At 69.1% G+C, this 26,909-nt stretch carries 30 protein-coding genes; 10 read left to right on the plus strand and 20 right to left on the minus strand.

The genetic code is table 11. The features are described from left to right. Positions 1-12: 12 nt before the first annotated feature. Complete coding sequence (locus DRV85_RS13010; protein ID WP_113289905.1) at positions 13-1,431, minus strand: dihydrolipoyl dehydrogenase family protein; 1,419 nt, start codon at positions 1,429-1,431, stop codon at positions 13-15. Position 1,432: 1 nt separating this feature from the next. Next, on the minus strand, positions 1,433-2,158 hold the full coding sequence (locus tag DRV85_RS13015; protein WP_113289906.1) for a TVP38/TMEM64 family protein: 726 nt from the start codon (positions 2,156-2,158) through the stop codon (positions 1,433-1,435). 332 nt (positions 2,159-2,490) lie between these two features. Here DRV85_RS13015 and rpmH point away from each other — a divergent pair, with 332 nt between their 5' ends. The 3 genes from rpmH to yidD are packed head-to-tail and all read left to right on the plus strand — an operon-like array spanning position 2,491 to position 3,264. Continuing rightward, on the plus strand, positions 2,491-2,625 hold the full coding sequence (rpmH, locus tag DRV85_RS13020; protein WP_092500457.1) for a 50S ribosomal protein L34: 135 nt from the start codon (positions 2,491-2,493) through the stop codon (positions 2,623-2,625). A gap of 19 nt (positions 2,626-2,644) precedes the next feature. Continuing rightward, positions 2,645-3,049, plus strand: a complete 405-nt coding sequence (rnpA, locus tag DRV85_RS13025) for a ribonuclease P protein component (RefSeq protein WP_113289907.1) — start codon at positions 2,645-2,647, stop codon at positions 3,047-3,049. After that, positions 3,046-3,264, plus strand: a complete 219-nt coding sequence (yidD, locus tag DRV85_RS13030; protein WP_113289908.1) for a membrane protein insertion efficiency factor YidD — start codon at positions 3,046-3,048, stop codon at positions 3,262-3,264. The genes rnpA and yidD overlap by 4 nt, the downstream gene beginning before the upstream one ends. Before the next feature lie 16 nt (positions 3,265-3,280). Here the strand turns inward: yidD and DRV85_RS13035 are convergent, their stop codons facing one another. After that, positions 3,281-3,574 (minus strand): hypothetical protein, encoded by a 294-nt coding sequence (locus DRV85_RS13035; protein ID WP_113289909.1) that lies wholly within the window; start codon positions 3,572-3,574, stop codon positions 3,281-3,283. Between the two features lie 2 nt (positions 3,575-3,576). Continuing rightward, entirely contained in the window at positions 3,577-4,029 is a 453-nt protein-coding gene (locus DRV85_RS13040; protein WP_147238846.1) for a glycosyltransferase family 25 protein, read from the minus strand. A gap of 107 nt (positions 4,030-4,136) precedes the next feature. Here DRV85_RS13040 and ttcA point away from each other — a divergent pair, with 107 nt between their 5' ends. From ttcA to DRV85_RS13075, 7 genes are all read left to right on the plus strand, one after another. Further along, positions 4,137-5,060 carry a tRNA 2-thiocytidine(32) synthetase TtcA gene (gene ttcA / locus DRV85_RS13045; protein ID WP_113289911.1) on the plus strand — a complete coding sequence of 308 codons (924 nt, stop codon included), beginning with the start codon at positions 4,137-4,139 and terminating at the stop codon, positions 5,058-5,060. 139 nt (positions 5,061-5,199) lie between these two features. Further along, positions 5,200-6,693, plus strand: coding sequence for a putative bifunctional diguanylate cyclase/phosphodiesterase (locus tag DRV85_RS13050; protein ID WP_113289912.1), 1,494 nt, complete (start codon positions 5,200-5,202; stop codon positions 6,691-6,693). Positions 6,694-7,065: 372 nt separating this feature from the next. After that, positions 7,066-8,886, plus strand: a complete 1,821-nt coding sequence (gene yidC, locus DRV85_RS13055; RefSeq protein WP_113289913.1) for a membrane protein insertase YidC — start codon at positions 7,066-7,068, stop codon at positions 8,884-8,886. Beyond that, positions 8,883-9,626, plus strand: coding sequence for an MOSC domain-containing protein (locus tag DRV85_RS13060; RefSeq protein WP_113289914.1), 744 nt, complete (start codon positions 8,883-8,885; stop codon positions 9,624-9,626). Before yidC ends, DRV85_RS13060 begins: the two co-directional genes overlap by 4 nt. Continuing rightward, a complete protein-coding gene (gene yihA, locus DRV85_RS13065; RefSeq protein ID WP_113289915.1) occupies positions 9,623-10,276 on the plus strand; it encodes a ribosome biogenesis GTP-binding protein YihA/YsxC in 654 nt (217 codons plus the stop codon). Before DRV85_RS13060 ends, yihA begins: the two co-directional genes overlap by 4 nt. A 66-nt stretch (positions 10,277-10,342) precedes the next feature. Then, entirely contained in the window at positions 10,343-11,218 is an 876-nt protein-coding gene (gene argB, locus DRV85_RS13070) for an acetylglutamate kinase (RefSeq protein WP_113289916.1), read from the plus strand. A 1-nt stretch (position 11,219) separates the two neighbouring features. Then, a complete protein-coding gene (locus DRV85_RS13075) occupies positions 11,220-11,705 on the plus strand; it encodes a SixA phosphatase family protein (RefSeq protein WP_113289917.1) in 486 nt (161 codons plus the stop codon). A 71-nt stretch (positions 11,706-11,776) separates the two neighbouring features. On the opposite strand, the gene DRV85_RS13080 is transcribed toward DRV85_RS13075, so the two are convergent. The 16 genes from DRV85_RS13080 to secY all read right to left on the minus strand — a co-directional run bounded on the left by DRV85_RS13080 (position 11,777) and on the right by secY (position 26,902). Further along, positions 11,777-12,583: an amino acid ABC transporter ATP-binding protein gene (locus tag DRV85_RS13080; RefSeq protein WP_113289918.1), complete on the minus strand. Its 807-nt coding sequence runs from the start codon at positions 12,581-12,583 to the stop codon at positions 11,777-11,779. Between the two features lie 11 nt (positions 12,584-12,594). Then, positions 12,595-13,902: an amino acid ABC transporter permease gene (locus DRV85_RS13085; RefSeq protein ID WP_113289919.1), complete on the minus strand. Its 1,308-nt coding sequence runs from the start codon at positions 13,900-13,902 to the stop codon at positions 12,595-12,597. A gap of 27 nt (positions 13,903-13,929) precedes the next feature. Then, a complete protein-coding gene (locus DRV85_RS13090) occupies positions 13,930-15,150 on the minus strand; it encodes an amino acid ABC transporter permease (protein ID WP_113289920.1) in 1,221 nt (406 codons plus the stop codon). Between the two features lie 130 nt (positions 15,151-15,280). Then, positions 15,281-16,297: an amino acid ABC transporter substrate-binding protein gene (locus DRV85_RS13095; protein WP_113289963.1), complete on the minus strand. Its 1,017-nt coding sequence runs from the start codon at positions 16,295-16,297 to the stop codon at positions 15,281-15,283. Between the two features lie 200 nt (positions 16,298-16,497). After that, positions 16,498-17,220: an ATP12 family chaperone protein gene (locus DRV85_RS13100; protein ID WP_113289921.1), complete on the minus strand. Its 723-nt coding sequence runs from the start codon at positions 17,218-17,220 to the stop codon at positions 16,498-16,500. Then, the gene (locus DRV85_RS13105; RefSeq protein WP_113289922.1) at positions 17,217-17,894 is read right to left on the minus strand and encodes an HAD-IA family hydrolase; all 678 of its coding nucleotides are present in this window, start codon (positions 17,892-17,894) and stop codon (positions 17,217-17,219) included. The genes DRV85_RS13100 and DRV85_RS13105 overlap by 4 nt, the downstream gene beginning before the upstream one ends. Further along, positions 17,891-18,931 carry an RluA family pseudouridine synthase gene (locus DRV85_RS13110; protein WP_113289923.1) on the minus strand — a complete coding sequence of 347 codons (1,041 nt, stop codon included), beginning with the start codon at positions 18,929-18,931 and terminating at the stop codon, positions 17,891-17,893. Before DRV85_RS13110 ends, DRV85_RS13105 begins: the two co-directional genes overlap by 4 nt. Next, positions 18,928-19,305, minus strand: coding sequence for a fluoride efflux transporter CrcB (gene crcB / locus DRV85_RS13115; protein WP_113289924.1), 378 nt, complete (start codon positions 19,303-19,305; stop codon positions 18,928-18,930). The genes DRV85_RS13110 and crcB overlap by 4 nt, the downstream gene beginning before the upstream one ends. A 127-nt stretch (positions 19,306-19,432) precedes the next feature. After that, positions 19,433-20,755 carry a replication-associated recombination protein A gene (locus tag DRV85_RS13120; protein ID WP_113289925.1) on the minus strand — a complete coding sequence of 441 codons (1,323 nt, stop codon included), beginning with the start codon at positions 20,753-20,755 and terminating at the stop codon, positions 19,433-19,435. A gap of 5 nt (positions 20,756-20,760) precedes the next feature. Further along, complete coding sequence (locus DRV85_RS13125; RefSeq protein WP_113289926.1) at positions 20,761-22,134, minus strand: trypsin-like peptidase domain-containing protein; 1,374 nt, start codon at positions 22,132-22,134, stop codon at positions 20,761-20,763. 125 nt (positions 22,135-22,259) lie between these two features. Further along, on the minus strand, positions 22,260-22,679 hold the full coding sequence (rplQ, locus tag DRV85_RS13130; RefSeq protein ID WP_113289927.1) for a 50S ribosomal protein L17: 420 nt from the start codon (positions 22,677-22,679) through the stop codon (positions 22,260-22,262). 106 nt (positions 22,680-22,785) lie between these two features. Further along, on the minus strand, positions 22,786-23,802 hold the full coding sequence (locus DRV85_RS13135; protein ID WP_113289928.1) for a DNA-directed RNA polymerase subunit alpha: 1,017 nt from the start codon (positions 23,800-23,802) through the stop codon (positions 22,786-22,788). A 113-nt stretch (positions 23,803-23,915) separates the two neighbouring features. Beyond that, complete coding sequence (gene rpsK / locus DRV85_RS13140) at positions 23,916-24,308, minus strand: 30S ribosomal protein S11 (RefSeq protein ID WP_113289929.1); 393 nt, start codon at positions 24,306-24,308, stop codon at positions 23,916-23,918. Positions 24,309-24,322: 14 nt separating this feature from the next. Then, positions 24,323-24,691: a 30S ribosomal protein S13 gene (gene rpsM / locus DRV85_RS13145; protein WP_113289930.1), complete on the minus strand. Its 369-nt coding sequence runs from the start codon at positions 24,689-24,691 to the stop codon at positions 24,323-24,325. Between the two features lie 184 nt (positions 24,692-24,875). Continuing rightward, positions 24,876-25,547, minus strand: coding sequence for an adenylate kinase (locus DRV85_RS13150; RefSeq protein WP_113289931.1), 672 nt, complete (start codon positions 25,545-25,547; stop codon positions 24,876-24,878). Continuing rightward, on the minus strand, positions 25,544-26,902 hold the full coding sequence (secY, locus tag DRV85_RS13155; protein WP_113289932.1) for a preprotein translocase subunit SecY: 1,359 nt from the start codon (positions 26,900-26,902) through the stop codon (positions 25,544-25,546). The genes DRV85_RS13150 and secY overlap by 4 nt, the downstream gene beginning before the upstream one ends. Between the last annotated feature and the right edge of the window lie 7 nt (positions 26,903-26,909).

The following is a 26,909-nucleotide window of genomic DNA, read 5'->3' on the forward strand; positions in this document are numbered from 1 at the left end:
GCGTGCGCGCGTCTAGGGAAGCCACCTCTGCACCGTGCCCACCACGCGCCTGACGAGAGCACTATCAAAGAGCCGCGGCGAGAAATAGGCCCCAGCCGCGCGTTTGGAGACTTCCGAGATGGTCGGATAGGGGGCGACCATGTTCGCCAGCGCCTGCATCTTCAGCCCGTTGGCGACGGCGAGCGCCCACAGCGCGATCTGCTCGCCCGCCTGATGGCCCACGATGGTGGCGCCCACCGGGCGGCCCTTCACCACCATGACCTTGACGAAGCCCTCCGGCTTGCGCTCCGCCAGCGCGCGGTCGTTGCCGGAGTAGTCGAAGCGCGCGACCTCCAGCTTCGGCCCATGCGCCTTGCGCGCCTCGGCCTCGGTCGGACCCACCTGCGCCAGTTCGGGGTCGGTGTAGGTGGCGCGCGGGATGTGATCGATGCGCGCGGTCGCGGGCAGGCCGAACAGCGCCTGCCGGATCACGATGCCCGCGTGATAGCCCGCCAGATGGGTGAACTGCATCCCCCCCGCCGCGTCGCCTATGGCATAGACGCGGCGGTTGGTCGTCCGAAGCCGGCTGTCCACCTTCACACCGGTCCTCGTGGTCTCGATGCCGGCGGCCGCGAGGTTCAGCGCGTCCGTGTTCGCCTTGCGACCCACCGCGAGCAGCAGGTGGGTGCCGGTGAAGCTGCGCCCGTCCTCGTCCAGCACCTCGATGGCGCCCTCGGCCCCGCGCACCTCGGCGACCCGGGTGCCCTCCTCGGTCCGCACGCCCTCGGCCCGCAGCCGCTCCAGCACCAGCGCCGCCGCCTCGGGGTCGTCGCGGCCCAGCGCCCTGGCGCCCTCCAGAACGGTGACCTCGCTGCCCAGCCGCCGATGCGCCTGCGCCATTTCCATCCCGATCGGGCCGCCACCCACCACAATCAGGTGGCCGGGGCGCTCGCGCAGCGTCCAGAGCGTCTCGTTGGTCAGGTAAGGCACCGTGTCGAGCCCCGGGATCGGCGGCACGAAGGGCGAGGAACCCGTGGCGATCACGATGCGCCGGGCGCGGATGCGCGTGTCTCCGGCCTCGACCTCGCGCTCGTTCACGAAGCGACCCCAGGCGCGGATCACGCGAACGCCCAGTCTCTCGAATCGTTCCTGGCTGTCGTGCGGCGCGATCTGCGCGATCACGTCGTGGACGTGGCCCATGGCTGCGGCGTAGTCGATCTGCGGCGTCACATTCGCGATACCGAAGGGTGCGGCATACGCCTGCCCGTGCGCGGCCTTGGCCGCGGCGATCAGCGACTTCGACGGCACGCAGCCGTAGTTGAGGCAGTCGCCCCCCATCTCGCCGCCTTCCAGCAGCACGACGCTGGCGCCCATCTGCACCGCGCCGGCCGCGACCGACAGGCCGCCGGATCCCGCGCCGATCACGAGAAGATCCGTCTCGATCCGCGCCATCTCAGATCCCCGGCTTGCCGCGCACCGCGCGCAGCACGAGCGGCAGCGCGGCGAGGGCGGCGAGCCCGAGCAGCGGCAGAAGGATCTGCGGCTCGAAGATGATCCCCAGATCCGGCGACTCGCCGCGGGCGAAGACCTCGCCCAGCCCGGCGCCGACCGAGGTATAGACAAGCGCGCCGGGCATGATCCCGAAGAAGGTGGAAACCACATAGCGGTGCGTCGGCACCCCCACGAAGGCCGGCACCAGATTCGCCGCGAAGAAGGGCACCGCGGGAACCAGGCGGATCAGGAACAGCATCGGCCACTGGTGGGCGTCGATCCCGGCCTTCATCCGCCGCACAAGCCCTTCGGAGGCGTCCATGCGCGCCGCGAGTTGCTCGCCGAATCCTGCGCGCGCGGCCAGGAAGATCACTGTCGCGCCCGCCGTCGCGGCGGCCACGTTGAGCAGGGTGCCGGGAAAGACCCCGAAGAGAAAGCCGCCCGTGAGCGTCGCCACCGTCGCGCCGGGCAGCGAGAAGGCCACGATGCCCACATAGGTCAGCACGAAGACCGCCGCCGAGGCCGCGTAGTGCGCGTCACGGAAGGCGAGCAGCGCCTCGCGGTTCTTCGCCAGCGCCTCGAAGCTGAGCTGATCCCGAAAGAGGATGGCGCCCGTCACCGCGACCGCGAGAATCGCGAGGATGGGAAGGCGGCGCATCAGGGCGTGCTCGTTTCGGCTGTCGGTCATGTCGCTCACGGTCGGCCCTTCGTCGCTGCCTCGGATTTGTCGATCCGGGCAAACATGCGCGACGGGGGCGCGGCGTGACAGGGGCTTCACGGGCGATTGATGCTGGGTGACGCGCGCGTGCGTCAGAGCGGCCGCGCCGGGGCCCTTCTGTAACAATCCGGGCGCCCTGCTGCGGCGAATGTTGCAGACTCGGTCGCCTTTCGCCATTTGACAGCGCAGCGGCCCGCGCCTATAGAGCGGGCTTCGAACATCAGGGGCCGGGGCGGCGCGTCGCCCATGCCCCCGGCCCGAGGGCATGCCCCGGGCCGCGACAGACAGACGGAGCGCCCGCGATGAAACGTACCTTTCAGCCCTCTAACCTCGTGCGCAAGCGCCGTCACGGGTTCCGCGCCCGCATGGCCACCAAGGCCGGGCGCAAGATCATCAACGCCCGCCGCGCCCGCGGCCGCAAGCGGCTGTCTGCCTGAGCCCTCGGGGCCGTCGCGCATGACCGGCGCCGCGGCCAGACAGCAGGACGCCGCAGACGGCGCCGCGCTCCGCACGCTGCTCAAGCGCGGAGAGTATCTGGCGGCTGCGCGCGCGCGGCGTCAGGCCGTGACGGGCATGGTCGTGCAGGCGCGCGACCGCCGCGACGGCACCGGGCATGTCGGCGTGGGCATCACCTGTTCGCGCAAGCTCGGCAACGCCGTGACCCGCAACCGCGCCAAACGCCGGTTGCGCGCGCTCGCCCGCGAGATACTGCCCGCGGCGGGACGGCCCGGCTGGGACTACGTGCTTGTTGGACGGCCCGGCGTCACGGTGGCCCGTCCGTTCGACGCCCTGCGCGACGACCTGCGCGAGGCGCTCCGCCGCCTGCATGCGCCGCCTCGCCCGAAGGAGCCGGCAGGATGACGCCGCTCGCGCACCTCGTCTCCCTGCCCGTGCGGGCCTATCGGCTGCTCTTCTCCCCTTGGGTCGGCCACAACTGCCGCTACCATCCGACGTGCTCTGCCTATGCCCTCGAGGCACTCGAACGGCACGGGGCGCTCAAGGGAAGCTGGCTCGCGGCCCGGCGCATCGCCCGCTGCCACCCCTGGGGCGGCAGCGGAATCGACAATGTGCCCTGACTGCTGAAGTCGCTGGTCACGTGCGCCGCGACTTGAAGCGTCTCAGCGCCCCGGCAAGCGGCCGGAGCAACGGCGTCTGGTCCCACCACCGCAAGTCATGGATGTCGGTGCGCGACGGTCGCTGCAACGCAAGGGGTTCGGAAGCGGCAAGCGTCAGAATCTCCGGGTGCGCCCGGCGGAACCAGGCATACGCCCCATCCACGTGCATGGCGCCGCCGCGGGGATCGCCCTGCGGCCGCTCATATATGCCGCGCAGGTAGGGCAGCGCTCGTTCGGCCGCCGCGCGCGAAAAGCCCACGAAATGCGTCATGCTCACCTCCCGCTCAGGGGACAGTTCCACCCAATGCGGCGCGCTTCCGTCCGGGGGAGCCCGTAGCGCGCGGGATTCCAGCCATACAGCATCCCCCAGTCCCGCCCGCCGAGCGCACGTGCGAGCTGGGGCATCAACGTCCCGAAGCCGGATGCGAAATCCGCGTCGTCCTCCATCAGCAGAAAGTGCGCGTGCCCTTCGGACAGGGCGCGCTCGAGCACGCCCATGTGGCTGAGAAAGCAGCCGCGCGTGCCGATGGTGGGGAACTCGCCCCGCTCGGAGGGCCTGTGCGCGGGATAGACGGTCACTCTAGGATGGTCGTGCGAGAGACCGATCCGGCGAAAGTTGCGTTCGGAGTCGGCAAGGCGATCCGTCCGCTCGGGCAGATTCACCACATAGACGTGGTCAAAGACGCCGAGCAGGGCCTCTCCGCCCGGCATGCGATCCTCCGTCATCGCCGCGCCGCCCTTTTCCATCCGACGCAGAACTCTAGGCCCGGGTCGTTCATACGGTCAACTGCGGCGGCTTCCCCCGCGCGGCGCGCTCTGGCATACGGGCTGCCATGAAGGACCAGAGCCCCGACTTCGCGGAGACGGCAGACGGCGATATTCACCCGCTCTTCGCGGGCGCGCCGCAGACCACCGAGTTCCGCAAGCTGCGCAAGCGGATCGTCCGGCAGGTGCGCGAGGCGATAGAAAACTACGGCATGGTCGTGCCCGGAGCGCGGCCTGCGCAGGGCGGGCGCGGGGCGCGCTGGCTCGTCTGTCTCTCGGGCGGCAAGGACAGCTACACGCTGCTCGCCGCGCTGACCGAACTGCAATGGCGCGGGCTGCTGCCGGTCGAGATCCTCGCCTGCAATCTCGATCAGGGGCAGCCTGGCTTTCCCGCGACGGTGCTGCCCGAGTTCCTGACCGAGCGCGGCGTGCCCCACCGGATCGAATATCAGGATACCTATTCGGTGGTGACCGACAAGGTGCCCGAGGGCCGGACATATTGCGCGCTCTGTTCGCGGCTGCGGCGCGGGCATCTCTACCGGATCGCCCGCGAGGAAGGGTGCAGCGCGGTGGTGCTCGGCCACCACCGCGACGACATCCTCGAGACCTTCTTCATGAACCTCTTCCATGGCGGCCGGCTCGCCACCATGCCGCCGAAGCTCGTCAACGACGAGGGCGACCTGCTGGTTTTGCGCCCGCTCGCGCATGTGGCCGAGGACGATTGCGCCCGCTTCGCCCGGTCCATGGGCTACCCCATCATCCCCTGCGACCTCTGCGGCAGCCAGGACGGGCTGCAGCGCCAGCAGGTCAAGGCGATCCTCGACGGCTGGGAGCGAAACCGCCCGGGCCGCCGGCAGGTGATGTTCCGCGCGCTGATGAACGCGCGGCCCTCGCATCTGCTCGACCCGCGGCTCTTCGATTTCGCGGGCCTCATGGCGGCCGCAGCCGACGACGATGCGGAGAATTCCGGCGAGGTTCCCGCCCTGCGTTAACCCGCAATCAGGAAGATCGCCCTAGGTTGCACCACGGGCGGCGCCGGGCCGCCTGCCGGCACCATGCCGGCGATGTCAGCCGAGGGTCCGTGCCATGCCGTTCCGCCTCCGGGTCGCTCTAGCCTCTCTGCGCCGCAGAATGCGCCGCGCGCTGGCCGAGCCATCCCTGCTTGCCTTCATCCCGGCCCTGGCGCTCGGGGCGTTCTGGCTCGGCGGAGAGGGGGCGCTGATCGCCACGGCGCTCGGGCTGCCGGCCGTCTTCGCGATGTCCGGCGCGTTCGAGGGCGCGCCCGCCGCCGACCGTCAGCCCACCGATCCCGTGACCGGGCTGCCGCTGCGCGACGGCCTGCTCGAGGCGCTTGAGGTCGCGCGCGCCGCGCCGGGGCTGGCCACCGCCTGCATCGTGCTGGAGCTCGACGATCTTGCCGATCTGCGCGCGCGCTGCGGCACGGCGGCCGAAGAGACGGCGCTGCGCCGCATCGCCGAACGGCTGAGCGCGGCGCTGCGGACGGGCGACACCGTGGCACGGCTCACCGACGGGCGCTTCGCCGTGGCGCTCGACGCCGCTCGCCGGCTCGATCTCGAGGCCGCGATCCAGATTGCCGGACGCCTTCAGAACGCCGTGGAGGAGCCCGTCGGGATCGACGGCGACACCCTCTATCTGACGGCCTCGGTCGGCTTCGCGCTCTCGCAGCGCCTGCCCGGGGCGGATGCCGAGGCACTGCTCGAGGCCGGACTTGCCGCGCTGGCCGAAGCGCAGGCCGCCGGCCCGTCGGCCATCCGCGCCCATTCGAGCGAGACGGCGCGCGCGCGCATCCGGCGCGCCGATCTCGCCGATGCCGTGGCGGCCGCGCTCGAATCGGGGCGGATCAACGCTTGGTTCCAGCCGCAGATCTCGACCGAGACGGGCCGCGTCACCGGCTTCGAGGCGCTCGCGCGCTGGACTCACCCCGAGCGCGGGCCGGTGCCGCCTGCCGAGTTCCTGCCTGCGCTCGAAGAGGCCGGCCTGCTCGGGCGGCTGGGCGAGATCATGCTGCGCCAGTCGCTCACGGCGCTTGCCGCATGGGACCGGAGCGGCCTCGAGGTACCGGCGGTCAGCGTCAACGTCTCGGCTGCGGAACTGCGTGACCCGCGACTGGCCGACCGCCTCGCCTGGGAGCTCGATCGCTTCGGCGTGGCGCCCGAACGGCTGACGCTGGAGGTGCTGGAGACCGTGATCGCCGGTGCGCCGGAGGACGTCACCGCGCGCAACGTCAATGCGCTCGCGGCGATGGGCTGCGGGATCGATCTCGATGATTTCGGCACCGGACATGCCTCGATCGCGTCGCTCAGACGCTTCCGGGTGAACCGCATCAAGATCGACCGTTCCTTCGTCGCCAAGTGCGACCGCGATCCCGACCAGCAACGCCTCGTCACCGCGATCCTGTCGATGGCCGACCAGCTCGGGCTCGGCACCGTCGCGGAGGGTGTCGAGACGGGCGGCGAGCACGCGCTGCTGGCCCAGCTCGGCTGCGGCCACGTGCAGGGCTTCGCCATCGCGCACCCCATGCCCTTCGAGCACACTTCCGAGTGGATCGCACGCCACGCCGCCCGGCTCGACGCGCCGCCCCGCATCGGCCGCGGCGCCGGCTAGGCGCGCCCCACGTACCCCCATTCCGGCGCCACGCGACGGTCTTACTACGCGACCCGAGGACACGCAGCCCCGCCGACACAGGCCGCAGCCGTTATCTTGCGGGCATTGATGCAAGGCGTGGTGGCGCAGCCCGTCGCGCAGGCCGGTCGACGCAACCCGCATGGGCGCGGCCCCGCGACCTCGCCCCGGGGCCGCCACAGATGGCGCCGAGCCGTCCCGGCCGCCCGGGCGCGGGGCAGCGAGTGACGAAACGCCACGTCGAGGCGGCGGGCGCAGCCCTGTGACGCGGCCTTTGTCCTTGACCTTTCGGCTCGCGGTCTGTTGAACCCTGCTCTGAATTTCCGCGACAGCCAGCGATCGGGGCGCCGCTTCATGGACGATCAGAACAAGAACCTCATTCTTGCGACGGCGCTGAGTTTCGGCGTCATCCTCGCCTGGTTCCTGCTCTTCCCGCCACCCGACGCGCCACCCGAGGATCCGAACGCGACCGACCGCACGGCCTCGGCCCCGGCGGATGTCGCCACGGCCCCGACCACTGCGCCCGAAGCCCAGACGGGAACCCCGGGGGCCGGAGCCGCGACCGAGACAACCGGCGCGGACGCCCCCCGCATCGCCATCGAGACGCCCCGGCTGTCGGGCTCCATCTCGCTGCAGGGCGGACGGCTCGACACCCTCGCGCTCAAGGACTACCGCGACGAACCCGACGAGAACGCCCCGATCGTCGAACTGCTGCGGCCGGCGGGCACGCCCAACGCCTATTACGCGCTTTACGGCTGGGCGCCGGGTCAAGGCCTGTCGCTCGAACAGGTGCCGGGCGCGAACACGATGTGGGAGCTGGCCGAGGGCGACACGCTTTCGCCCGGCAACCCGGTCACGCTGACCTGGACGAACGACGCGGGGCTCACCTTCACCCGACGCATCGCGGTGGACGAAGACTACATGTTCAGTGTCACCCAGCAGGTGACCAACGACGGCACCGGCACCGTCAGCCTCGCGCCCTACGGCATCGTCGCGCGGCACGGCGAGCCGGAGAACCTGAAGAACTTCTTCATTCTCCACGAGGGCGTCATCGCGATGGCGGACGGGACGCTTTCGGAGATCGACTACGACGACGTGGCGGACCTCGAGATCGACCCGGCCGAAGGCGCCCGCGCCGAAGTGATCCGCGTCTCGCAGGACGGCTGGATCGGCTTCACCGATCACTACTGGATGACCACGCTCATCCCGCCCGGCGGCGCCGCCTTCAAGGCGGCGGCGAAATACGATGACCGGCGCGACATCTATCAGACCGAGGCGGTGCTGCCGACGCGGACGCTCGCACCGGGCGAGAGCACCGAGGCCAGCACGCAACTCTTCGCCGGCGCCAAGGAGTGGGAGACGATCCGCGACTACCAGCGCGCGGGCGTCGATCGCTTCATCGACTCGATCGACTGGGGATGGTTCTTCTTCCTGACCAAGCCGATCTTCTGGCTTCTGCACGAGATCAACCAGATCATCGGCAACATGGGCTGGGCGATCATCGGGCTCACGCTCTTCATCAAGGCGCTGCTGCTGCCGCTCGCCTACAAGTCCTACGTCTCGATGGCGAAGATGAAGGAGCTTCAGCCCGAGATGGAGAAGATCAAGGAACGCACCGGCGACGACCGCCAGCGCTTCCAGCAGGAGATGATGGAGCTCTACAAGAAGGAGCGGGTGAACCCCGCGTCGGGATGTCTGCCGATCCTGCTGCAGATCCCGATCTTCTTCTCGCTCTACAAGGTGATCTTCGTCACGATCGAGCTGCGCCACGCGCCGTGGTTCGGGCCCTTCAACGACCTCTCCGCGCCCGACCCGACCTCGATCATGAACCTCTTCGGCCTCATGCCCTGGGATGCGCCGCCGCCCGAGTCGATCCTGGCGCTGATCTTTATCGGCATTCTGCCGATCATCCTCGGCGTCTCGATGTGGCTTCAGCAGAAGCTGAACCCGGCGCCGACGGATCCGACACAGCAGATGATCTTCGCCTGGATGCCCTGGGTGTTCATGTTCATGCTGGGCAGCTTCGCAAGCGGCCTCGTGCTCTACTGGATCGCCAACAACGTGATCACCTTCGCGCAGCAGTATGCGATCATGCGCAGCCAGGGCTACAAGCCCGACGTCCTCGGCAACATCCTGTCGAGCTTCCGGCGCAAGGCCAAGACCGAGAGCAAATGACCGCCCGGCTCACCGAGATCTGGCGCCATCCGATCAAGGCCCACGGCCGCGAGGCGCTGGACCGGGTGAGGCTCGAGGCCGGGGCGACCCTGCCCTGGGATCGCGCCTGGGCGGTGGCGCACGAGGCGGCGCGCACGGACGGCAGCGCCTGGGCGCCCTGCGCAGAATTCACCCGCGGCGCCAAGGCGCCCGCGCTGATGGCGATCGAGGCCGCGCTCGACGAGGCGACCGAGACCGTCACGCTGCGCCACCCGGACCGCCCGGCGCTGACCTTTCGCCCCGATACGGAAGCGGCGGCCTTTCTCGACTGGGTGCGCCCGCTGATGCCCGAGGGGCGCGCCCTGCCGGCGCGACTGGTCCGGGTGCCCGGCCGCGGCATGACGGACACGGATTTCCCCTCCATTTCGCTGTGCAACCACGCATCGCACCGGGCGGTGGAGCAGCGCCACGGGCGTCCGCTGTCGCGGCATCGCTGGCGCGGCAATCTCTGGGTCGAGGGGCTGGCGCCGTGGGAAGAATTCGACCTCGTCGGCCGGGAGGTCAGGATCGGCGGGGCGGTCCTGCGCGTGGTCGAGCGCACCGGGCGGTGCAGCGCGACCACCGCGAACCCGGAGACGGGACGCGCGGACGTGGACACACTCGCGCTGCTGCGCAGCTGGGGACACGAGGATTTCGCCGTCTATGCCGAGGTGGTCGAGGGCGGAGAGATCGCGGCCGGCGACGCCGTGACCCGGGCATGACGGTCCTGACCTTCCCGCTCGCCGAGGCGCCCGAGGCCGCGGAGGAGGAAGCGGGGCGTCGGCTGTTCGCGGGCTCCGTCGACTTCCTGAAGGGCGTCGTGGCGATGGACGGCCTGCCGCCCGCCGATCGCGCCGAAGTCTGCTTCGCCGGCCGATCCAACGTCGGCAAGTCCAGCCTGATCAACGCGCTCACCGGGCGCAGGACGCTCGCGCGAACGTCCAACACGCCGGGACGCACGCAGGAGATCAACTTCTTCACGCTGGGCGAGAGCCATTACCTCGTGGACCTGCCGGGCTACGGCTACGCCAAGGCGCCGCTTCCCGTGGTGGAGCGGTGGCAGAGGCTGCTCAAGGCCTATCTTTCCGGCCGCGTCAACCTGCGCCGCGCCTTCGTGCTGATCGACTCGCGGCATGGGGTGAAGCCGGTGGACGAGGAGATCATGGCGCTTCTCGATGGCGCGGCCGTCACCTTCCAGACCGTGCTCACGAAAGCCGACAAGGTGAAGCCCAAGGATCGCGAGAAGATGCTGGCGCAGGTGCGCGGGGCGCTCGCCCGGCATCCGGCGGCCTTCCCCGAGATCGTGCTGACCTCGTCGGAGACGGGAGAGGGGCTGCCGACGCTGCGGGCGATCGTGGCCGCGCTCGCCTGAGTGGCGCGCGCTTCTGCTTGCGCCCGGCCGTGGCGGCGGAGATAACCCCGCGCGAGGAGGGCCGCCATGCCGAAGCAAACCACCCGCGACTGGATCGCCACCGCCCGCACGCTGAGCCAGGCCCTGCCCTATCTGCAGCGCTACGACGGCGCCGTGGTGGTCATCAAGCTCGGCGGCAACGCGATGGGCGACGACGCCGCGATGGAGGAATTCGCCCGCGACGTGGTGCTGATGCGGATGGTGGGCGTGAACCCGGTGGTCGTGCACGGGGGCGGCCCGATGATCAACGCGATGCTGGGCAAGCTCGGCGTCGTCTCGGAATTCGTGGGCGGCAAGCGGGTGACGGACGCGGCGACCATCGAGGTGGTCGAGATGGTGCTCTCGGGCCGGGTCAACAAGCGGATCGTGCAGGCCATCGGCGAACAGGGCGGCAAGGCCGTGGGCCTGTCGGGCAAGGATGCAGGGCTCATGGTCTGCGATCAGACCGACTCCGCACTGGGCTTCGTCGGCACGCCGGCGGAGGTGAACGCGGGCTTTCTGCGCGATCTCTTCGACAAGGGGATCGTCCCGGTGATCGCGCCCATCGGCACGGGCCGGGCGGGCGAGACCTTCAACGTCAACGGCGACACGGCCGCCGGCGCCATCGCCGCGGCGCTGAAGGCCGACCGGTTGCTGCTGCTGACCGATGTCGCCGGCGTCAAGAACGCCGCCGGCGAGGTGCAGGAAGAGCTCTCGGCCGAGACCATCCGCGAGATGACCGAGGCCGGCGTGATCGCGGGCGGCATGATCCCCAAGACCGAGACGGCGCTCGGCGCCATAGAAGGGGGCGTGCGGGGCGTCGTCATCCTCGACGGCCGCGCGCCCAACGCCTGCCTGCTGGAACTCTATACCGAGCACGGCGCGGGCACGCTCATCCGCCCGGCACACCGGATGGGGCGCTAGGATGCGGCGGCTGATCCTGATCCGGCACGCGAAATCGGATTGGTCGCTCGCGCTGGACGATCACGCGCGCCCGCTCAACAAGCGCGGCCGGCGTTCCGCGCCGCTCATCGGGGCCTGGCTGCGCGAGAAGGGCTATCTGCCCGACGAGGTGATCTGTTCGGACGCGGCGCGCACCCGCGAGACCTTCGACCGTCTGGGCATCGAGGCGCCCGTGACCTGCACGCGCATGCTGTACCTCGCCGAGGCGGAGGACATCCTCGAAGTGCTGCGCGCGGCGGAGGGCGCCACCGTCGCGCTGATCGGGCACAACCCGGGCATCGGCGATTTCGCCGGCTCGATCGTGGTGACGCCGCCCGCGCATCCGCGCTTTCATGACTACCCCACCGCGGCGACGCTGGTCGCCGAGTTCGACATCGACCGCTGGCGCGACGCCGATTTCGGCATCGCCCGCGCAGTCGACTTCATCGTCCCGCGCGAGCTGGAGTAAGCCGCTCATCGCGTCCCTGCGGGCGCTCTTCGCGCGCGAGGACGCCCGTCAGGGCGGAGGAGCGCCCCCGCTCAGTGGCCGAGAATCTGGCTCAGGAAGAGCTTCGTGCGTTCGTTCTGCGGGTTGCCGAAGAAAGCCTCTGGCTCGTTCTGCTCGACGATCTGCCCCTGGTCCATGAAGATCACCCGGTTCGCCACCTGCCGGGCGAAGCCCATCTCGTGCGTGACGACGAGCATGGTCATCCCCTCCTCGGCAAGCTCGATCATGGTGTCGAGCACCTCCTTGATCATCTCGGGATCGAGCGCGGAGGTGGGCTCGTCGAAGAGCATGATCTTGGGCCGCATGCAGAGCGACCGCGCGATGGCGACGCGCTGTTGCTGACCGCCCGAGAGCTGGCCGGGATACTTGTGCGCCTGCTCGGGAATCTTGACCTTGGTCAGGAAGTGCATCGCCGTCTCTTCCGCTTCCTTCTTGGGCGTCTTGCGGACCCAGATCGGCGCGAGGGTGCAGTTCTCGAGGATGGTCAGATGCGGGAAGAGATTGAAATGCTGGAACACCATCCCGACCTCGGAGCGGATGGTATCGATGTTGCGCAGGTTGGACGAAAGCTCCGTCCCGTCCACGACGATCTTGCCTTTCTGGTGCTCTTCGAGGGCGTTGATGCAGCGGATCAGCGTGGACTTGCCCGACCCCGATGGCCCGCAGATCACGATGCGCTCGCCCCGATAGACCGTGAGGTCGATGTCGCGCAGCACGTGGAACTGGCCGAACCACTTGTTCATGCCGACGATCTCGATGGCCTCCTCGTCGGAGACCTGCATGTGGCTCCGGTCGATGGGCGTGAGGTTCTCCGGGTGCGGCTGGGGAATTTCGGTCATCGGGTCTTTCCTTATCGGCGTTCGGTCTGAAGCTGACGCTCCAGCCACTGCGAATACTGCGAGATGCCGTAGCAGACGACGAAGAAGAGCGCCGCGGCGAAGCCGAAAAGCTCCCAGTAGACGCCGTTCCACTCGGTCGAGGCGAGAATGGGCCCGCGAATCATGCCCACGAGGTCGAACATGGCGATCACCGACACCAGCGTGGTGTCCTTGAAGAGCCCGACCGCGACGTTGACGATGCCGGGGATCGAGATCTTGAGCGCCTGCGGCAGGATGATGAGGCGCATGGCCTGCGGGTAGTCGAGGCCCAGCGCCGCCGCCGCCTCGTATTGCCCCTTGGGCAGCGCCGCGAGGCCGCCGCGCACCACCTCCGCGATATAGGCGGAGGCGAACATGGTGATCATGATGATCACCCGCAGGATCAGGTCGAAGGTCGAGTTGGGCGGCAGGAAGTAGGCCAGCACCACGTTCGCCACGAAGAGCAGCGTGATGAGCGGCACGCCGCGGATGAACTCGATGAAGATCACGCAGATCCACTTGATGATCGGCATGTCGGACTGCCGCCCGAGCGCCAGCGCGATCCCGATCGGCAGCGAGAGCGACACGCAGACCGTACCCAGGATCAGGTTGAGCATGAAGCCGCCCATGTCGCGGGACGGCACCGCCTCGAGCGTGACCGGGGCGATCGCCGTCAGCGTCGGCGTGACGAGGCCTGACAGCGACCAGAAGACGAGCGCGGCGGCAATCGCGCCGAAGAAGCCCATGGCGAAGCTCTGCGCGACCAGCCGCTGGAAGACGAGATAGCCCACGACGAAACCCGCCGCGGCCATCACGGGCACCCAGACCGATCCGCCCCAGACCAGGAAGTAGGCAAGGAACGGATAGATCGCGGTGAAGGGCAGAAGATTCCGCGGCGCCTTGGGAAAGAGCACCGGCGCGAGCGCCACGAAGAGCAGCACGAAGGCGAGCGTGGGGCGCCAGTAACTGTCCGCCGGATAGGTCACGCCGAAGAGCAGCTGCGTCCAGCGTTCGCGGATCACCGCCCAGCAGGCGCCTGTCGCGCCGTCAAGGATCTCGCGGCATTCGCGCAGGCTGTCCGCATTCCACACGCCGTTGAATATCCAGGGCATGGTTGCCGACAGCACCCACCAGATCGCCCAGAGCGACACCAGCGTCAGCAGCGTGTTGCCGACCGACGAGAAGAGATTCTCGCGCAGCCACTTAACGATCCCCGCCTCCGCGACGGGGGGCGGCGCGGGCGGGATCGTCTCCGTGCGGACGAAGGCGAGCTGCGCGGCCTGAGCGTGCGTATCACTCATCGAAAGGCTCCTGCACGGCGCGCATCCTTAGCGCTCCTTCAGCTTCACGGCGTTGTTGTAGAGGTTCATCACCGCCGAGATCGTCAGCGAGATCACGAGGTAGAACAGCATCAGGAGCATCACGGATTCGATCGCGCGGCCTGTCTGGTTCAGCGTGATGCCGCCCAGCGTTCCGGTCACGTCCATGTAGCCGACCGCGATGGCGAGCGAGCTGTTCTTGGTCAGGTTGAGATACTGCGAGATCACCGGCGGGATCACCACGCGCAGCGCCTGCGGCAGTATCACGAGCGACATGATCCGTCGCGGGCGCAGGCCAAGCGCAGCGGCCGCCTCTGTCTGGCCGTGGCTGACGGACATGATGCCGGCGCGCACGTTCTCGGCGATGAAGGCGCCTGTGTAGATCGCCAGCGCAAACCACAGCGCGATGAGCGAGCCGCGCACCTGGATACCGTCCTGAAAGTTGAAGCCGCGCAGTTCCGGGTATTCGAGCGAGATGGGCTGCCCGAGCGCGAAGAAGGCAAGCAGCGTGGGAACGATCAGGATGGCGAGCGAGGGCCAGCCCATCGGCAGCAGGCGGCCGGTGTCATAGAGCAGCTTCGTGGCGTAACGGCGATAGGCGAAGACTGCGACGAGCGAGGCGAGAAACACCGCGACGACGATGGCCGAACCGGCCTCCCAGATCGGCCGCGGGACATAGACGCCACGATTGGTGAAGGCGAAGGCGCCGAACAGCATCGAGGAATCGGGATCGTCGCCGCGGAAGGCCGATGGCGCGGGCAGCGCGGCGGTCATCACGAAGAAGATGATCAGGATCCAGATCAGGACCGGGACGTTTCGGAAGATCTCGACATAGAAGGCCATCAGCTTGGCCACGAGCCAGTTCTTCGACAGTCGCAGGACACCCGCCAGCACGCCCAGAACCGTTGCCGTGACGCACCCGAGGAAGGCAACCAAGAGGGTGTTGAGCACCCCCACGAAGGCGGCGCGCAGGTGCGTGTCCTGACTGTCGTAGGGAATGAGGCGCTGGTTGATGTCGTAGCTGGCCGGCTGCCCCATGAACTCGAAGGAGATGTCCTGACCCTGATCCACCAGATTGCGGACGAGGTTCCAGCCCAGGTAGGCCATGAACAGGATCAGAAGCAGCAGCGCGATGAACTGAAACGTATAGCCGCGATACCGCGTGTCGTTCAGCAGCATCGACAGCCGGAACGACTCGCGTGGCGGCTCGGGGTCCGTGACTGAGGCCATGTAATGATCCCTGTCGGCGCAGACTCCATCGCTCTGCCGGGCTGATCCGCGGCTGGGTCGCGGCCCTGTTATGCGATGAAGGTCTGGAGAGGAAGGGGCGCGCACGGCGCCCCTTCCATCTGGTCGGGTCTTACCGGAAGGGCGGCGCGTACATCAGGCCGCCTTCGGTCCACTGAGCATTGAGCCCGCGCGCAAGCCCGATGGGCGTGCTCTCGCCGATGTGCCGCGCGAAGATTTCGCCGTAGTTGCCGCCGGCCTTGATCGCGCGCACGGCCCAGTCCGGGTCGAGGCCCAGCATCTCGCCCAGGTTGCCCTCGGTGCCGAGGATCCGGTTGATTTCGGGGCTGTTCGTGCCCTGGCTCAGTTCATCGATGTTGGCCGAGGTGATACCAAGCTCTTCGGCGGCGATGAGCGCGTTGAGCGTCCAGCGCACCACGTCACCCCATTCGTTGTCGCCGTGGCGGACGAGGGGGCCCAGCGGCTCCTTGGAGATGATCTCGGGCAGGATCACGTGATCGCCCGGGTTCTCGAAGGTCGCGCGCGAGGCGGCGAGGCCGGAGGCGTCGGTGGTGTAGGCGTCGCAGGAACCCTCGTTGTAGAGCTGCAGGGCCTCGGCGTTGGTCTCGATCGGGACCGGATCGTATTCCATGTTGTTCTTGCGGAAGTAGTCCGCGAGGTTCAACTCGGTCGTGGTGCCGGTCTGGATGCAGATTGAGGCGCCGTCAAGCTCGGTGGCCGAGGACACGCCCAACTCGCGCGGGACGATGAAGCCCTGACCGTCGTAGTAGTTGATGCCGGTGAACTCGAACTTCAGGTCCACGTCGCGCGTGAAGGTCCAGGTCGTGTTGCGCGAGAGCATGTCGATTTCGCCCGAAGCCAGCGCGGTGAAGCGCGTCTTGCCGGTCAGCGACACGAACTCGACCGCCGAGGGATCGCCCAGCACGGCGGCGGCCACGGCGCGGCAGACAGCGACGTCGAAGCCTTCCCATTCGCCTTCGGCATTCGGCGCGGCGAAGCCCACGAGACCCGTGTTGACGCCGCAATTCAGCACGCCACGTGCCTTGACGTCGTCGAGCGTCGCTGCGCCGGCGACGCCCGCGGTCACACCGGCGGCCGCGAGCGCGCCGAGAAATACGGTTCTGTTCATGCTTTCCTCTTCCTGATTTTCCGCCCTGTCGTTCGCGGAGGCTCCGGCGTTTCGATCCGGGTCCGTCGTCATTCAAGGGGAATTCCCCTCGCCTAAGCGAGACGAGTGTGGGCGGATTCAGGATTAAAGGTCAAGCCGCACATGTCCGGCGGATGCGCCGTACGGCGCGCCTGCCGTGCGATGCGGCGGCTGCCGCAGGCTCAGGGCGCGGCGGGTTCGCGCGCCAGCGCGAGAAAGCGCGCCGCGCGCAGAAAGGCTGCGCGCCGCTCTTCCGCCGCCGCCGCCGCCTCGGAATCCTCGCCCCACTGCTCGGCCTGCCAGGTCTCGTCGATGCGCGACGCGGCCCAAAGCGGCTCGGGCCGCTCCGCGCCCCGCTCGGCCGCGAGCCCGATGATCAGCGACCCCGACAGCGTGACAAGATCATGCAGCGCGGTGAGCTCGAAGGCGTCGAGCGTCTCGATCGCGGCGCGCAGCGCGGCGAGGCTGCCTTCGGGCTGCGCGACATGCATGACGCCCACCCCGCAGACGAGCGGCGCGCCCAGCGCGCGATCCGCCCAGTCGAGCAGCGGATCCCAGGCTTCCGCCTGCCGGGCGGCGAGCGCTTCGGGCGTCTCGGCGCGATAGCACAGCAGATCGGTGCCGCCGTAGTCGGCCAGCATGTCGATCACGCCCTCCCGTGCGGGCGCCACCTTGTCGATGGCCACGTTCGCTGCGCGCGTCAGCGGCATGGCCCCCGGATCGATCACCTCGGGCTGCTCCTGCCATTCCTGCGCGACGGCGGCGGCCAGCGGCCGCGATGGCAGCACCAGCGGCGCACGCGCGGGCGTGCGGACGACGCGCGCGTCGAGCGCCACGGCGTAGCCGCCTTCCGCCTCTATCGCCTCCGCTGCGGTCCAGAACCGCCGCGCCGCCCATTCCGTCATGCGACCTCCCAGAACCTCTCTATCGCCGCCGGCAGCTCGGCGAAGCTGTCCACATGCACGTCCGCCCCGGCAAGATCCGCGTCCGGGTGACAGCCCCAGCGCACGCCCACCGAGCGCAGCCCTGCCGCCCGCGCCATCTCGATGTCGTAGCGCGTGTCGCCGACCATGACGGCGTGCTCCACCTCGACGCCGGTCTCGCGCAGCGCCGCGTGCAGCATCGAGGGATGCGGCTTGGACGGGTGGTTGTCGGCGACCTGCTGCGTCACGAAGGCACGCCCGAGCCCATGCGCCTCGAGCAGCACGTCGAGCCCCCGGCGCGACTTCCCCGTGGCGATGCCCAGAAGCACGTCCGGCGCCGCCGCCAGCTCCGCCAGCGCCTCGCGCGCGCCAGGGTAAAGCGGCGAGGTCTCCTCGACCCGGCCCTGCCCGCGCAGGCCCGCATAAGCTTCGCGGTAGAGCCGGACCAGATCGGCATGCGCCCGCGCCGGGAGATCGGGGGCGAGACGCGGTATCGCGTGGTCGAGCGAGAGGCCCACGATCGCCAGCACAGCCGCGCGCGGCGGCGCCGGCAGGCCGAGCCCGCCGAAGGCCGCCGTCATGGCGCGCAATATGTCGCGCTGCGAATCCACGAGCGTGCCGTCCACGTCGAAGACGACCAGCCGGAGGGCGCTCATGCCTCGGCCTCCGCGAAAGGATCCTCGGGCGCCTGCGCCTCGCGCCAGCCGAGCATGTCCCACGTCCGGCGCATGTGCGCGGGCAGCGGCGCGGTGAAGGTCAGCCGCACGCCCGTGACCGGATGCGTCAGCGCGATGGAGCGCGCGTGCAGATGCAGCTTGCGGCTGATCTCGCCGCCGAGCTGCGCGCCCCAGCCCTCGCCCAGGTTCTCCTGGCTGCGCCCGCCGTATTTTCCGTCCCCGACGATCGGGTGGCCGATGCCCGCCATATGCGCGCGCAGCTGGTGCGTCCGCCCGGTGACGGGGACAAGCGCCACCCAGGCGGTCCGCCTGGCCAGCGCCTCGATCACGGCATAGTCGGTCACCGCCCGCCGGGCTCCCGGTGTCGCGTCCACCTCGTCGGGGTGGACGAGCTGCATCTTCTCGCCCTCGCCCCGGGGGCCGTGCCCTCCCGCCTTGACCAGGCCGTAGCGGATCGTCCCCATCCGCGGGGACGGCACGCCGGCGACCGCGGCCCAGTAGATCTTGCGCGTCTCCTTCGTGCGGAAGGCCGCGGTGAGCGCCGCCGCCACCCTGCGCGTGCGCGCCATCAGGAGCACGCCCGAGGTGTCGCGGTCGAGCCGGTGGACGAGCCTGGGCGCCTCCGCGGCCTCGAAGCGCAGGGCCTCGGCGAGCGCGTCCAGATGCCGCGTCTGCCCGCTGCCCCCCTGCACGGCGAGGCCCGGGGGTTTGTCGAGCACGAGAATGTGCTCGTCGCGCCAAAGCACCGCGGCGCGGATCATCTCGGCGTCCTTGCGGTCGGGCGCGGCCGGCTTCGGCGCAGGCGCCGGCGCTGCCGGCAGCGGCGGGATGCGCACGCTCTGCCCCGGCGCGAGCCGGAAGGCGGGTTTCACCCGGCCACCGTCCACCCGCAGCTCGCCCTTGCGGCACATCTTCTCGATGCGCCCCTGGGTGAGCTGGGGATGACGCCGCCGCAGCCAGCGGTCGAGGCGCTGATCTGCGTCCTCCTGTCCGACGCTGACATGTTCGACGCTCATGCGAACAGGCTCCGGGCCGCCAGCAGACCGGCTGCGATCGCCGAGAGCGAGAGCACGACCGACGCCGCGACGTAGGCCGCCGCGAGCCCGGCCTGCCCCCGCTCCCAGAGCGTCAGCGCGTCGAGCGAGAAGGCCGAGAAGGTGGTGAATCCGCCCAGCACGCCCGTCATCAGAAGCGGCGCGAGACGGTTTGCCGAATACTGCGCGAGGATCACCACGAGCGCCCCCATCAGGAAGGACCCCGCCACGTTGACCGTGAGCGTGGCCCAGGGAAAGCCCGGTCCCATCAGGCGGATCGCCGCCATGCCGGTCAGATACCGGGCCACCGCGCCCAGCGCCCCGCCGAGCCCAACCTGCACCAGGGTCGCCATCATGGACGGTCTGTCGCGCGGGGACCCCCGCGTGTCAAGCGACGCCGCCGCAGCCGAAAATTCTTCGTACGAAGAATTTTCCGACGACCGCTCGCGCGTTGGCGAATTCTCGTACGAAAACTCGCCACGCTCAGTCGCGGCCCCGTTCCGCGCGCAACTTCGCGAACCAGTCGATCCGCTTGCGCAACTCCCGCTCGAAACCGCGCTCGACCGGCGCATAGAAGCTCTCCCGCTCCATTCCGTCCGGGAAATAGTCCTGCCCGGAAAAGGCGTCCTCGGCCTCGTGGTCGTAGGCGTAGCCCGCGCCATATCCCTGCTCCTTCATGAGCCTGGTGGGCGCGTTGAGGATGTGCTTCGGCGGCGGCAGCGAGCCCGTGGCCTTCGCCGCCCTGCGCGCGCCCTTGTAGGCGACATAGGCCGCGTTCGACTTGGGCGCGAGGGCAAGATAGACCAGCGCCTGCGCGAGCGCGAGTTCGCCTTCGGGGCTGCCGAGGCGCTCGTAGGTGTCCCAGCCCTGCAGGCAGACGGCCTGCGCCTGCGGATCGGCGAGACCGATGTCCTCGACCGCCATGCGGGTGATCCGCCGTGCGAGGTAGCGCGGGTCCTCGCCGCCCTCCAGCATGCGCGCGAACCAGTAGAGCGCGGCGTCCGGGTCCGATCCGCGCACCGACTTGTGCAGCGCCGAGATCAGGTTGAAATGCGCGTCGCCCGACTTGTCGTAATGCGCCGCGCGGCGCGCGAGCCGGTCGGCGAGCTGGGCCGCGTCGAGCCGGCCCTCCACCTCCCAGCCCATCGCCTGTTCGATCAGGTTGAGCGCCGCGCGGCCGTCGCCGTCGGCCATCTCCAGCAGCGCCTCGCGCGCATCGCCGTCGAGCGGCAGGGGCCGGCCCAGCGCCTGCTCCGCGCGTTGGGCGAGCCGCTCGAGATCGGCGAGCGAGAGCCGTTCCAGCACCATCACCTGCGCCCTCGACAGCAACGCCGCGTTGAGCTCGAAGCTGGGGTTCTCGGTCGTCGCGCCGACGAGCAGGATCGTGCCGTCCTCCATGTGCGGCAGGAAACTGTCCTGCTGCGCACGGTTGAAGCGATGGATCTCGTCGACGAAGAGCAGCGTCCCGCGGCCCATGCGGCGGCGCTCCTTCGCCGCGTCGAAGACCTTGCGCAGGTCCGCCACGCCGGTGAAGATCGCGCTGATCTGCACGAATTCGAGCTCCGTCTCGCGGGCGAGAAGCCGCGCGATCGTGGTCTTGCCGGTGCCGGGCGGCCCCCAGAGCACGAGCGAGGAAAGCGTCCCCGACCCCAGCATCGCGCCCAGCGGGCCCTCGGGGCCGAGCAGCTTGTCCTGCCCGATCACATCGTCGAGGGCGGCAGGGCGCAGCCGGTCAGCCAGCGGTCGCGGCGCGCTCTCGCTGTGCTGGTTGGGGGCGCCGGGCGCCCGGTCGAAGAGATCCGCCATCCGTCTCAGGCCCGGAAGCGGACGGCGAGGCGCTGCGCGCCGCGCTGCACGAGGATTTCGTGGCGACCGGGGCGTGCCAGCGCGCGTGCCGCGTCTCGTGTCCGGCGCACCTCGCGCCCCGAGACGGCGAGGATAACGTCCCCCTCGGCGAGACCGGCGCGCGCGCCGAAGGGGCCCGGGTCGAGCACGACGACCCCCCGCGCGAGCAGCGGCAGGTCCATGGCGACGATCACCGCCGGGTTGACGTTGGCCAGCGTCAGGCCCGGCAGCGCCGAGCCGCGGTCGAGCGTCAGCGTCTCGCGCGGCGGATCCTCGGGCGGCGGCGCGAGCGGCAGGCGCAGCACGCGCTCGGCCCCCTCGCGCCACAGGGTGGCCTCGACCTCGGCCCCGGGCCCGGCGATCGAGAGGCGGTAGACCATGCCCGCGGGCCCGTTGATCTCCGCCCCGTCCAGGTCGAGCACCACGTCGCCCGCCTGTACCCCGGCCGCGGCGAAGGGGCTCTTCGGATGCAGCTTCGAAATCACCATGCCGCGCGGCGCCGGCAGGCCCAGCGCCTCGGCCATGTCGGCATCGACCGGCTGGCCACTCATGCCGGCCCAGGGCCGCTCGAAGCGCGCGGCGCCGGCCCGCGCCTGCGCGAGGAATTGCTCGACGAGCGCGGCGGGAATGGCGAAGCCGATGCCGTTCGATCCGCCCGAGCGACTGAGGATCGCGGTGTTCACGCCAACCAGCCGACCCGCCATGTCCACCAGCGCGCCGCCGGAATTGCCCGGATTGATCGGCGCATCGGTCTGCACGAAATAGCCGCGCAGGTTGCCGGTGGCCGGCCCCGACCGGGCGACGGCCGAGATGATGCCCGACGACACCGTCTGTCCCACGCCGAAGGGATTGCCGATGGCGAGGACCAGTTCCCCCACTTCCAGCGTGTCGCTGTCGCGCAGGTCGAGATGCGGAAGCTCCGCGGCCTCCTCCAGCTTCAGGATGGCGAGATCGGCCTCGGCATCGGCCAGCACCAGCTCGGCGGAGAACTCGCGGCGGTCGTTCAGCACCACGCGGATGTCCGTCGCCCGGCCGACGACGTGGTAGTTGGACACCACGTAGCCGTCCGGCGAGAGGATCACCCCGGAACCGAGCGAGTTCTGGACCCGCGGCTGCGGCGGCGCGAACTCGCGGAAGAAGTCGCGGAAGAAGGGGTCGTCCGCGAAGGGGCTGCGCGCCTCGACGACGCGGCGGGCATAGATGTTGACGACCGCCGGGGCCGCCTCGCGTGCGACGGGCGCGAAGGAGAGGCGGATTTCGGCCTGGGACTGCGGCGGGCGCGTGTCGGCGGCGAGCGGCGCGGCGGCGAGGATCAGAACTGCGATGAGGGCACGGAACATGGGCGACCTCCCCTCGGTCGGGACCGATATGCGCGCGAGGCTTCGACGTTGCAACCCGGCCGAAACGCGAAACGCCCCCGGCGGTCTCCCGCGGGGGCGTCCGGTGCCTGTCCCGGCGGCGGGGATCACTCCTCGCCCGCCTCCTCCTCGGCCAGTCGCGCGCGGTCGGCCGCACCCTTGGCGTCGGGGTCGCGATCGACGAACTCGACGATCGCCATCGGCGCCATGTCGCCGTAGCGGAAGCCCGCCTTGAGCACGCGGACATAGCCGCCGTTGCGCTCGGCGTAGCGCGGCCCCAGCACGTCGAAGAGCTTGGCGACATGCGCCTCCTGCTTGAGCCGCGAGGCGGCGAGGCGACGCGAGTGCAGGTCGCCCTTCTTGGCCAGCGTGACGAGCTTGTCGGCGACCCGCTTGAGCTCCTTCGCCTTGGGCAGGGTCGTCTTGATCTGCTCATGCTCGATGAGCGAGCCGGCCATGTTGGCGAAGAGCGCCTTGCGGTGCTCGTGGGTGCGGTTGAGCTTGCGGTATCCGTGGGCGTGACGCATGGGATGTCTCCTATCGCTTTATGCTTTGTCCGGCGGCCCGTGCGCGCGGGCCGCTCTCCTTGGGGCCTCGCGGCCCGCGGGCGGGGGCGCCCCCGCCCGCTCGGCTTCAGAAGTTCTCTTCGTACTTCTTCGCCAGTTCCTCGATGTTGTCGGGCGGCCAGTCCTCGACATCCATGCCGAGGTGCAGCCCCATTCCGCTGAGCACTTCCTTGATCTCGTTGAGCGACTTGCGGCCGAAGTTGGGCGTGCGCAGCATCTCGGCCTCGGTCTTCTGGATGAGGTCGCCGATGTAGACGATGTTGTCGTTCTTCAGGCAGTTGGCCGACCGCACGCTGAGCTCGAGCTCGTCCACCTTCTTGAGCAGGAGCGGGTTGAACTCCAGCCCCTCTTCGGAGGATTCGCGCCCGGCGCTCTCGGGCTCCTCGAAGTTGACGAAGATCGAAAGCTGGTCCTGCAGGATGCGCGCGGCATAGGCGACGGCATCCTCGGGCGAAACCGACCCGTCGGTTTCGACCTTCATGGTCAGCTTGTCGTAGTCGAGCACCTGGCCCTCGCGCGTGGGCGTCACCTCGTAGGAGACCTTCTTGACCGGCGAGTAGATCGCATCGATCGGGATGAGACCGATGGGCGCGTCCTCGGGCTTGTTCTTGTCCGCGGGCACGTAGCCCTTGCCGGTGTTGACGGTGAGCTCCATGTAGACATCCGCGCCCTCGTCGAGGTGGCAGATCACATGGTCCTTGTTCAGGATCTCGATGCCCGCGCTGTCCGAGATGTCCGCGGCCGTGACCACGCCCGGGCCCTTGGCCGAGATCGACAGCCGCTTCGGCCCCTCGACCTCCATGCGGAGCGCGACGCCCTTGAGGTTGAGAACGATGTCGGTCACATCCTCGCGCACGCCGGCGACCGAGGAGAACTCGTGCAGGACGTTGTCGATCTGGACGGAGGTGATGGCCCCGCCCTGAAGCGACGACAGCAGCACACGGCGCAGGGCGTTGCCGAGCGTGAGGCCGAAGCCACGCTCGAGCGGTTCGGCCACGAGCGTCGCCTTGCGCGCCGGATCGTCGCCCGGCCTGGCATCCAGCGCGTTGGGCTTGATCAGCTCGGACCAGTTCTTGTGGATCATGGGTGTCTCCTCAATTCCTGTTCCGGCCCCATGTCCGAAGGCCGGAACGCCCGAGGTTGAATGACAAAGGCAGGACCGCACGATCGCGCGGCCCTGCCGGGAAATCTGGTCCTTCAGACCCGCCGACGCTTGGGCGGGCGGCAGCCGTTGTGCGGGATCGGGGTCACGTCGCGGATCGACGTGATGTTGAAGCCGATCGCGGCCAGCGCGCGCAGCGCCGACTCACGGCCAGAGCCGGGACCCTGCACTTCGACCTCGAGGGTCCGCATCCCGTGCTCCTGCGCCTTCTTGCCGGCGTCCTCCGCGGCGAGCTGCGCGGCGTAGGGCGTGGACTTGCGCGAGCCCTTGAAGCCCATGGTGCCGGCCGAGGACCACGCGATCGCGTTGCCCTGCACGTCGGAAATCAGGATCTTGGTATTGTTGAAGGACGAATTCACATGCGCCACGCCGGTGGCGATGTTCTTGGAGACCTTCTTGGGCCCCCGGCGGCGGGTATCGCGTGCCATTCTGCCTGCCCTCCTTATTTCTTCTTGCCGGCGATCGGCTTCGCGGGCCCCTTGCGGGTGCGCGCGTTCGTGTGGGTGCGCTGACCGCGCACGGGCAGGTTGCGGCGATGCCGCAGGCCGCGGTAGCAGCCGAGGTCCATGAGCCGCTTGACGTTCATCTGCACCTCGCGGCGCAGGTCGCCCTCGACGGTGTAGTTGGAGTCGATGTGCTCGCGGATCGCCAGGAGCTCGGCATCGGAAAGCTCGTTGACGCGGCGGCTCTGATCGACGCTCACCGCGTCGCAGATCGATTCCGCGGCCGAGCGGCCGATTCCGTGGATGTAGGTGAGTGCGATGGGCACTCGCTTGTTCGTGGGGATGTTGACGCCGGCAATGCGTGCCACGTGATAGGTCCTTTCGTTGCGAGCCCGTAGCGCCAGGCCCTTTTTTCACAACATGCGGCCCGCGGCGGCAGCCCACGGGCCGTATGAGAGGTGCTCTCGCGGTGCGAATCGGGCGAACACGGACGCGCCGCGAAGATCGATTCCCTGCCGAGATGCGGGTCCGTAAGAGAGAATGCGCAGGGCGTCAAGCCCCAGCTGCGGCAGGTTCGCGCGCGCCGTCGAGAACCTCGGCAATGGCCCGAGAAACCTCGTCGATCTCGCCCAGGCCGTCGATGCGGAAGAGCTTGCCCTTGGCGTAATAGTAGCCGATCAGCGGCGAGGTCTTCTTGTAGTATTCCATCAGCCGCTGGCGCAGGCTTTCCTCGTTGTCGTCCTCGCGCCGCTTGAACTCGGTGCCGCCGCACTTGGCGCACTTCCCGTCAGGCGGGATCGGCTTGGTGATGTCGTTGTAGACCTCTCCACAGCCGGCGCAGGTGGAACGCGCGGTGATGCGGCGCACGAGCTCGTCGTCGTCCACCTGCATCTCGATCACGGCGTCGAGCCGCGATCCCGTCTCCTGCATCAGGGCGCCCAATGCGTCGGCCTGCGCCAGCGTCCGGGGGAAGCCGTCGAAGATGAAGCCGGGCGCGTCCGACGTCTCGAGCTTTTCGCGGATGAGGCCGATGACGATCTCGTCGGTGACCAGCTCGCCGCGGTCCATCACCTCGGCCACGCGCTTGCCCATTTCCGTGCCGCTCGCTCGCGCCGCGCGCAGCATGTCACCGGTGGAGAGCTGGACGAGGCCGCGCTCTTCGTCGAGCCGGCGGGCCTGGGTGCCCTTGCCCGCCCCGGGGGGTCCGAGAAGGATGATGTTCATTTCCTGGCCGGCGCCTTTCTGCCGCCCCGCTTCTTGCCGCGGAGTTGAGATTTCTGGATCAGCCCCTCGTACTGATGCGCGAGCAGGTGGCTCTGGATCTGCTGCACGGTGTCCATCGAGACCGAGACCACGATCAGGACCGAGGTGCCGCCGAAATAGAACGGGATCGCATACTGGTTACGCAGGATTTCCGGCAGCAGGCAGACGAGCGCGAGGTAGCCGGAGCCGAGCACGAGCACGCGATTGACCACGTATTCCAGATACTCGGCGGTCTTCTTGCCGGGGCGGATGCCGGGCACGAACCCGTTCTGGTTCTTCAGGTTGTCGGCCACGTCGTCCGGCTTGAAGGCCACGTTGAAGGTGTAGAAGTAGGCGAAGAAGATGATCATCGCCGCGAAGAACAGCAGGTAGAGCGGCTGGCCCGGCCCGAAGTAGGCCAGGATCGTGGACATGATCGGCCCGGTCTGCTGACCCGAGAAGGTGCTGATCGTCGTGGGCAGCAGCAGCAGCGAGCTCGCGAAGATCGCCGGGATCACGCCCGAGGGGTTGACCTTCACCGGCAGGTGGCTGGTCTGCGCCTCGGTCATCTTCATGCCGACCTGGCGGCGGGGATACTGGATCGTGATCTTTCGGAGCGATCGCTCCATGAAGACCACGAAGGTGATGGTCACGACCACCATGAGGATCACGCCGACGATCACCGCGGGGCTGATGGCGCCCGAGCGTCCGGAGGCGAAGAACTGCGCCAGCGCGGCCGGGATCTCGGCGATGATTCCCACGAAGATGATCAGCGAGATGCCGTTGCCCACGCCGCGGGCCGTGATCTGCTCGCCCAGCCACATCAGGAACATGGTCCCGCCCACCAGCGTGATGACGCAGGAGGCGCGGAAGAACCAGCCAGGATCGGTCACGAGCTCACCCGCCTCGAGGCTGACGGCCAGACCGTAGGCCTGCATCGTCGCCAGAAGAACGGTGCCGTAGCGCGTGTACTGGTTGAGCTTCTTGCGCCCCTGCTCGCCCTCCTTCTTGAGTTGCTCGAGGCTCGGCACCATGGCCGCCAGAAGCTGCACGATGATCGAGGCCGAGATGTAGGGCATGATGCCGAGCGCGAAGATGCCCATGCGCCCCAGCGCGCCGCCCGTGAACATCGACAGCATGCCGCCGATGCCGGTCGAGGCCTGCGTCATGAAGTCCTGCAGCGCCTGCCCGTCGATGCCGGGCACGGGGATGAAGGTGCCGATCCGGTAGACGATCAGAAGGCCGAGCGTGAAGAAGATTCGCTGCCTGAGCTCGGTGGCGCGGGCGAGCGCGCCCCAGCTCGTGTTGGCGGCCATCTGTTCGGCTGCGGATACCATGCGGCTC

Origin of the sequence: Rhodosalinus halophilus (assembly GCF_003298775.1) — a bacterium.
Taxonomy (GTDB): Bacteria; Pseudomonadota; Alphaproteobacteria; order Rhodobacterales; family Rhodobacteraceae; genus Rhodosalinus; species Rhodosalinus halophilus.

Coding starts and splice junctions, on each gene's coding strand:
- DRV85_RS13010 (WP_113289905.1), bottom strand. CDS start 1,431: ATGGCGCGGATCGAGACGGATCTTCTCGTGATCGGCGCGGGATCCGGC.
- DRV85_RS13015 (WP_113289906.1), bottom strand. CDS start 2,158: ATGACCGACAGCCGAAACGAGCACGCCCTGATGCGCCGCCTTCCCATC.
- rpmH (WP_092500457.1), top strand. CDS start 2,491: ATGAAACGTACCTTTCAGCCCTCTAACCTCGTGCGCAAGCGCCGTCAC.
- rnpA (WP_113289907.1), top strand. CDS start 2,645: ATGACCGGCGCCGCGGCCAGACAGCAGGACGCCGCAGACGGCGCCGCG.
- yidD (WP_113289908.1), top strand. CDS start 3,046: ATGACGCCGCTCGCGCACCTCGTCTCCCTGCCCGTGCGGGCCTATCGG.
- DRV85_RS13035 (WP_113289909.1), bottom strand. CDS start 3,574: ATGACGCATTTCGTGGGCTTTTCGCGCGCGGCGGCCGAACGAGCGCTG.
- DRV85_RS13040 (WP_147238846.1), bottom strand. CDS start 4,029: ATGACGGAGGATCGCATGCCGGGCGGAGAGGCCCTGCTCGGCGTCTTT.
- ttcA (WP_113289911.1), top strand. CDS start 4,137: ATGAAGGACCAGAGCCCCGACTTCGCGGAGACGGCAGACGGCGATATT.
- DRV85_RS13050 (WP_113289912.1), top strand. CDS start 5,200: ATGCGCCGCGCGCTGGCCGAGCCATCCCTGCTTGCCTTCATCCCGGCC.
- yidC (WP_113289913.1), top strand. CDS start 7,066: ATGGACGATCAGAACAAGAACCTCATTCTTGCGACGGCGCTGAGTTTC.
- DRV85_RS13060 (WP_113289914.1), top strand. CDS start 8,883: ATGACCGCCCGGCTCACCGAGATCTGGCGCCATCCGATCAAGGCCCAC.
- yihA (WP_113289915.1), top strand. CDS start 9,623: ATGACGGTCCTGACCTTCCCGCTCGCCGAGGCGCCCGAGGCCGCGGAG.
- argB (WP_113289916.1), top strand. CDS start 10,343: ATGCCGAAGCAAACCACCCGCGACTGGATCGCCACCGCCCGCACGCTG.
- DRV85_RS13075 (WP_113289917.1), top strand. CDS start 11,220: ATGCGGCGGCTGATCCTGATCCGGCACGCGAAATCGGATTGGTCGCTC.
- DRV85_RS13080 (WP_113289918.1), bottom strand. CDS start 12,583: ATGACCGAAATTCCCCAGCCGCACCCGGAGAACCTCACGCCCATCGAC.
- DRV85_RS13085 (WP_113289919.1), bottom strand. CDS start 13,902: ATGAGTGATACGCACGCTCAGGCCGCGCAGCTCGCCTTCGTCCGCACG.
- DRV85_RS13090 (WP_113289920.1), bottom strand. CDS start 15,150: ATGGCCTCAGTCACGGACCCCGAGCCGCCACGCGAGTCGTTCCGGCTG.
- DRV85_RS13095 (WP_113289963.1), bottom strand. CDS start 16,297: ATGAACAGAACCGTATTTCTCGGCGCGCTCGCGGCCGCCGGTGTGACC.
- DRV85_RS13100 (WP_113289921.1), bottom strand. CDS start 17,220: ATGACGGAATGGGCGGCGCGGCGGTTCTGGACCGCAGCGGAGGCGATA.
- DRV85_RS13105 (WP_113289922.1), bottom strand. CDS start 17,894: ATGAGCGCCCTCCGGCTGGTCGTCTTCGACGTGGACGGCACGCTCGTG.
- DRV85_RS13110 (WP_113289923.1), bottom strand. CDS start 18,931: ATGAGCGTCGAACATGTCAGCGTCGGACAGGAGGACGCAGATCAGCGC.
- crcB (WP_113289924.1), bottom strand. CDS start 19,305: ATGATGGCGACCCTGGTGCAGGTTGGGCTCGGCGGGGCGCTGGGCGCG.
- DRV85_RS13120 (WP_113289925.1), bottom strand. CDS start 20,755: ATGGCGGATCTCTTCGACCGGGCGCCCGGCGCCCCCAACCAGCACAGC.
- DRV85_RS13125 (WP_113289926.1), bottom strand. CDS start 22,134: ATGTTCCGTGCCCTCATCGCAGTTCTGATCCTCGCCGCCGCGCCGCTC.
- rplQ (WP_113289927.1), bottom strand. CDS start 22,679: ATGCGTCACGCCCACGGATACCGCAAGCTCAACCGCACCCACGAGCAC.
- DRV85_RS13135 (WP_113289928.1), bottom strand. CDS start 23,802: ATGATCCACAAGAACTGGTCCGAGCTGATCAAGCCCAACGCGCTGGAT.
- rpsK (WP_113289929.1), bottom strand. CDS start 24,308: ATGGCACGCGATACCCGCCGCCGGGGGCCCAAGAAGGTCTCCAAGAAC.
- DRV85_RS13150 (WP_113289931.1), bottom strand. CDS start 25,547: ATGAACATCATCCTTCTCGGACCCCCCGGGGCGGGCAAGGGCACCCAG.
- secY (WP_113289932.1), bottom strand. CDS start 26,902: ATGGTATCCGCAGCCGAACAGATGGCCGCCAACACGAGCTGGGGCGCG.